Genomic DNA, 5,069 nt, shown 5'->3' on the forward strand with positions numbered 1-5,069 from the left:
TCAGCTCGGGGACAGGGGAGAGAGACCAGTACGTGTCGGTGGGCTTGGCGTGGCCGAGGTAGGTGGCCAGTGCCAGGATCTTGCGATCGACATCAACGCCTTCCTCGTACCAGCGTAGGAGCCGACGCACGGCAAACGTGTGCCGTGCGTCGTGAATGCGCGGTCGGCGAGCGCGCCCCTGGGCAGTCCAACCCAGGCGAACTCTAATCCGGCTGAAGGTTCGCTGGACGGTGTTGCGCTTGAGCGCTGGCGCATGATCGGTACGGAAAAAGTGTCCCGACCGCGTTCGGGGAGCGTTGCGGTGATCGGCGTAGCAGATGAGCGCCTCGGTCGCAGTCGGGTGGAGTGGAACCAGGCGTGACTTGCGGAACTTGCTCTCGCGTATCGTCAGGACGCCGTCGGTCAGGTTCACGTCGCCAGGCATGAGGCGGCAGGCCTCGCCGAGCCGCAGTCCTGTCGAGAACAGCAGCGAGAAGAACGCGACGTAGGTCTTGGGACGAAGCCCCCCTCGAGGCCACAGCAGACTGGCCTGCCTCAAGAGTAAGGCGATCTCCGCAGCGCTGTAGATGTGGGGCTGTTTGCGGCGCGGACGGTGGCCCAGGAGTCCAGCGGGCGGAACCTCAGTGCCAGGGTCGAACACCGCCCGATATTGCGCGAACCGTCGAACGGCCGACAGACGTCGCGTGGGCGCGGCCGGGTCGCTCGAACTGGTGGCCAGCGCCCATTGCACCGCGAGCTCGGTCGTCACGTGGCCGTCGCGTCCGACGCAGTCCGCATACCGAGCGAAGTTGAGCAGCAGCAGTCCTGGCGACTTGAGTTCGAAGCCCAGCCCGCGTCGAAAGGAAAGGTAGTCCTCGACCTGATCGAGGAAGCTCGGGGGCGTCATCGGATCACCTCCGGCCAGGGCAGAGCCACCTCGCGGAGTGCCGACAGATCGAGCTTGGCGTAGATCGCCGTGGTGTCGAGGCAACGGTGTCCCAGGAAGTCGGCGACTTCTTTGAGGCTGGCCCCTCGACGCACCAAGCGACTCGCGACGGTGTGTCTGAAGACGTACGCGCCGCCGAAGGGCGCTTCGACTCCCCCGCGCCGGAGCGCACGCACCGCAACGCCTGTAACCGCAGTGCTCGAGATCGGTTCACCACGACGGGATCCGTGGTGCTGTACGAACACACGCCGCTCGTCGGTCGTCGGGCGCTCCTCGCGCAAGTAGGTGACGATCGCGCAGCCAGCCTCACGAGGAAGCGGTAGGACGGCCGCCCGGCCATTCTTTCGGGCACGCAGCTCGATGGTGCCGCCGCGCCAGTCAATGTCCTCGAGGCGGAGGCCAGCCACCTCACCGGGCCGCAGTCCCAAGGTCGAGAGGCACAACACGATCGCTCGGTCCCTGTGCCCCCACGGCGTGGCGACGTCGAACGACGAGAGCACCTGCTTGAGCTGTTCGTCGCTCAGGTATCGAGGGAGCGACGATAGCCGCCAATGCGCGACGGCTGGGGTCGCGGCCTCGAGTGGCTCATCACAAAGTCCCTCCGCCCGCAGGAATCGGAAAAACGACCGTAGAGCCGTACGGACGAACTTCATCGAAGCAGGAGAGTACCGGCCCCGTAACGAGGCGACAAACGCTACTACGTCGTGGGGCCTGAAGTGGGTCGGGTCGAGCGCGTCGTCTCCGAGGGCCGCATGGACGAACAGCCGCGCGAGGCGTTCGTAGCGGTGCAGAGTCTGCTCGCGCAGTCCGCGCGTGCGTCGCTGGTGCTGCTTCTACACCTCGATCAAGGCGTCGAGTGTTCACAAATCGTGGTGTGCCATGGAATGTGCTTTCCCCGGCCAACAGGTCGGACTGAGCATCCGGACTATGCGGACTAGCGACCAGGGGTCAGAAGCTATAACCGCTTATTTAAAAACCACTTGGCACAACACCGTCCCCCGGACTCCGCATAGTCCCGGACTCCGCATAGCCCCGAGCTGGTGGACACCTACGAGATTGCGGAAAGGAGGTGTCACGATGGGACGAACGAGGAAGGCATATGCACCGGAGTTTCGGCGCCGGATGGTCGAGCTTGTGCGAGCGGGGCGGAGCCCGGAGAGCTTGGCGAAGGAGTTCGAGCCGTCGGCAAACGCGATCCGGATCTGGGCACAGCAGGCGGACCGGGACGAGGGCCGGCGCAGCGACGGGCTGACGACGCCGGAGCGAGAGGAGCTGCGTCGGCTACGGCGTGAGCTCCGTCAGGTGAAGATGGAGCGGGAGATCTTGGCAAAAGCAACGGCCTGGTTCGCACGGGAGACCGGATCGATCCCCTCGAGGGGTTCCGATTCGTGAGCGATCACCGGGCGCTGTACCCTGTGCGCGTGATGTGTCGCGTGCTGGAAGTTTCCTCCAGCGGGTACTACGCGTGGCTCAAGCGGGGGCCTTCGGAGCGATCGAGGGCGAACGCTGTGCTGCTGAAGAAAATCGAGCAGTTCCACAAGGAGAGCGACGGGACGTACGGTTCGCCGAGGATCCATGCGGATCTCGAGGCCGAGAACGACGGCGCGAGCCTGAATCGGGTGGCTCGTGTGATGTGCGCGGCGGGCATGCGGGGCGTGAGTCCGCGCAAGTGGACGACAACGACTGTTCGCGATGAGGACACACGACCGGCGCCGGACCTAGTGGATCGGGACTTCACGGCGACGGGCCCAGACCAGCTCTGGGTGGCGGACATCACGTACATCGCGACGTGGGTGGGATTCCTCTACCTCGCCGTGGTCCTGGACGTGTGGAGCCGTCGGATCGTGGGCTGGGCGATGGCCACGCACCTCAGGACGGAACTGGTGCTCGACGCGTTCGACATGGCGCTCTGGCAGCGCAGGCCCGAGGCTGTGATTCATCATTCGGACCAGGGCAGCCAGTCTGGGTTCAAGGGGTCGTCGCAACAGTACAGTGACGTAAGCTCTCTAGTCCTCTGATCTCACTAGACAATAGACTGGCCAGAGCGGCCGGGTCCAGGCAGTAGTGGGATTCTTTATGTCCCCCAACCCTGGGGCGTCAGAAGCGACCGAAGGTCGCGGAGGAACTCCACCGGAACGGTGGAGCAGTCAGCGCTAGGTCAGGTTCAGTTGTTGTAAGAGGGCTCCCAGGGTTTCCGCCGGGGTTCTCCAATAGAGGGTCTTACGAGGGCGGCTGTTGAGCGCGGCCGCGACGGTGGCGAGATCGTCAGCCGTATGCGTGCTGAGGTCAGTGCCTTTGGGGAAGTACTGTCTCAACAAGCCGTTCGTGTTCTCGTTCGTGCCGCGCTGCCACGGACTGCGTGGGTCGCAGAAGTAGACGGCCAGCCCGGTGTCGATGCGAAGCTGTTCGTGCTGAGCCATCTCTGCTCCCTGGTCCCATGTCAGAGACCGGCGGAGTTGGTCGGGCAGGGTCATGATCGACGAAGCGATCGCGGCCCGGACGGCTTCGGCACCGTGTCCAGCCAGCGCTGGACCGTTCTTGGCCCTGGGCTTGTCATGTCCCTCGAGGCGCGGAAGGTGAAGCAGCATCGTGAAGCGGGACGTCCGCTCAACGAGCGTCCCTATCGCGGAGCTGCCCAGCCCTAGGATGAGGTCGCCTTCCCAGTGCCCGGGAACAGCGCGGTCGTCTGCTTCGGCCGGTCGCTCGCTGATCATGACCTCGGGGTGAACGAACGTCTTGCCCCGTCCGCGGGTGCGAGCTCGCGGCACCCGTAGCGCACGCCCGGTCCTAAGGCACGCAGTCAGCTCCCGTCGAAGCGCACCGCGTCCCTGAACGTAGAGCGCCTGGTAAATGGCTTCGTGCGATATGCGCATGGACTCATCATCGGGGAAGTCGACCCGTAGCCTGTTGGCGATCTGCTCAGGACTCCACGAGGCCGCCCAGCGTCGGTCTCGTCGGCGACCATGCCGTCGCCCTGTCCAGCCCACATCCGGGCCCGGCACGGCCGCTCCGTCCGCACCGACGATCAGGCCTCCGAGGCGATCCTGCACATACTGCCGCAGTTCACCGTTCGCAGCGAGCTTGGCAACTTTCGGACGCTTCGCACGCCGATCGGCGTGCCATTGGGCGGTCGTGGCCCTGTACTCGAGATTTCCACCTCGTGTAGCCGCGTTCCGCCGCAGTTCTCGCGAGATCGTCGACGGTGAGCGTCCTAACTGCCGGGAGATCTCACGCACACCGCAACCGCGGGCTTGAAGAATGGCGATCTCTTCTCGCTCGACGAACGATAGGTAGCGCCCCGACAGAGGACGAAGATTGAAAGGTGGCATGCCACCACATTGGCGAAACCAGCGCGTCCCGACAGCGGGGGACACGCCAGCTGCCACGGCTGCCTCCTCGCTCGACAGACCACGAGCGACTTCCCCCCAGAACCTCCGCCGATGCTTGCGGTGTCCCACCGGCGGACGACCTGGTGACCGCATAGGCGGACGTAATGCTCGATCCGACCTCCGGCGCTTGTAACCATCCATCGCAACTCCTCCTGCTTGCTAAGGTGTTGCGACAACCGCTTGAATTCACCCAGTACACGTCCATCGCGTTCGGGAGGCGCTGCAAGGAGGCGGGTGTACGGCCGTCGATGGGCTCTGTCGGCGACTGTTTCGACAATGCCATGGTCGAATCATTTTTTTCGACGCTCGAATGTGAGCTCCTGGACCGGTATCGGTTCAAGACCCAGGTCGACGCGAGGATGGCCACCTTCCGCTACATCGAAGGCTGGTACAATCCGCGCCGGCGGCACTCAGCTCTCGGCTACCAATCGCCCATGAACTTCGAGGAGAACCACGCACGATGCAGTGTGGCTTGTCAGGCTCGCGGGGGTACAGCAAGCTTCAGCGGGTCGAGCCGACTTCCACTCCCAAGCGCCTTCGGCGCACGGGAAGCTCTTGACTCCCAGGGGTCTCGGGAACAGCTACAAAACACAAGTACTTACCTGTCCACCAATTCGGGGTAGGCCCACGTCTACGCCAAGCCACCGTTCGATGGTCCCGAGCGCGTGCTCAAGTATCTGGCCCGCTACACCCACCGCATCGCGATCTCCAATCATCGCCTGCTCCACGTGGACGACGAGGCCGTGACCTTCCGC

General features: G+C 64.4%; 7 protein-coding genes and 1 pseudogene. 5 read left to right on the forward strand and 3 right to left on the reverse strand.

What is annotated here, in order from left to right; all coding sequences use genetic code 11:
- Positions 1 to 886 (reverse strand): tyrosine-type recombinase/integrase (locus tag IIB36_20185; protein ID MCH7534060.1); only part of this gene is annotated, 886 nt, incomplete at its 3' end.
- Complete coding sequence (locus tag IIB36_20190; GenBank protein MCH7534061.1) at positions 883 to 1,578, reverse strand: tyrosine-type recombinase/integrase; 696 nt, start codon at positions 1,576 to 1,578, stop codon at positions 883 to 885. The genes IIB36_20190 and IIB36_20185, both read right to left, overlap by 4 nt.
- A 99-nt stretch (positions 1,579 to 1,677) precedes the next feature.
- On the opposite strand from IIB36_20190, the gene IIB36_20195 reads away from it, so the two are divergent.
- The 3 genes from IIB36_20195 (at position 1,678) to IIB36_20205 (ending at position 2,943) form a co-directional block, all read left to right on the forward strand.
- The gene (locus IIB36_20195; protein ID MCH7534062.1) at positions 1,678 to 1,863 is read left to right on the forward strand and encodes a hypothetical protein; all 186 of its coding nucleotides are present in this window, start codon (positions 1,678 to 1,680) and stop codon (positions 1,861 to 1,863) included.
- A gap of 139 nt (positions 1,864 to 2,002) precedes the next feature.
- Entirely contained in the window at positions 2,003 to 2,317 is a 315-nt protein-coding gene (locus tag IIB36_20200) for a transposase (GenBank protein ID MCH7534063.1), read from the forward strand.
- Positions 2,266 to 2,943 (forward strand): IS3 family transposase, encoded by a 678-nt coding sequence (locus IIB36_20205; GenBank protein ID MCH7534064.1) that lies wholly within the window; start codon positions 2,266 to 2,268, stop codon positions 2,941 to 2,943. The genes IIB36_20200 and IIB36_20205 overlap by 52 nt, the downstream gene beginning before the upstream one ends.
- Positions 2,944 to 3,078: 135 nt before the next feature.
- On the opposite strand, the gene IIB36_20210 is transcribed toward IIB36_20205, so the two are convergent.
- Positions 3,079 to 4,455, reverse strand: a complete 1,377-nt coding sequence (locus IIB36_20210) for an IS30 family transposase (GenBank protein ID MCH7534065.1) — start codon at positions 4,453 to 4,455, stop codon at positions 3,079 to 3,081.
- Here IIB36_20210 and IIB36_20215 point away from each other — a divergent pair.
- Positions 4,419 to 4,937, forward strand: coding sequence for a transposase (locus tag IIB36_20215; protein ID MCH7534066.1), 519 nt, complete (start codon positions 4,419 to 4,421; stop codon positions 4,935 to 4,937). The genes IIB36_20210 and IIB36_20215 overlap by 37 nt on opposite strands.
- Positions 4,938 to 4,943: 6 nt before the next feature.
- Positions 4,944 to 5,069: pseudogene (locus IIB36_20220) on the forward strand (transposase).

It is taken from the genome of Gemmatimonadota bacterium, from assembly GCA_022560615.1.
Classification (GTDB): Bacteria; Gemmatimonadota; Gemmatimonadetes; order Longimicrobiales; family Gaopeijiaceae; genus UBA1138.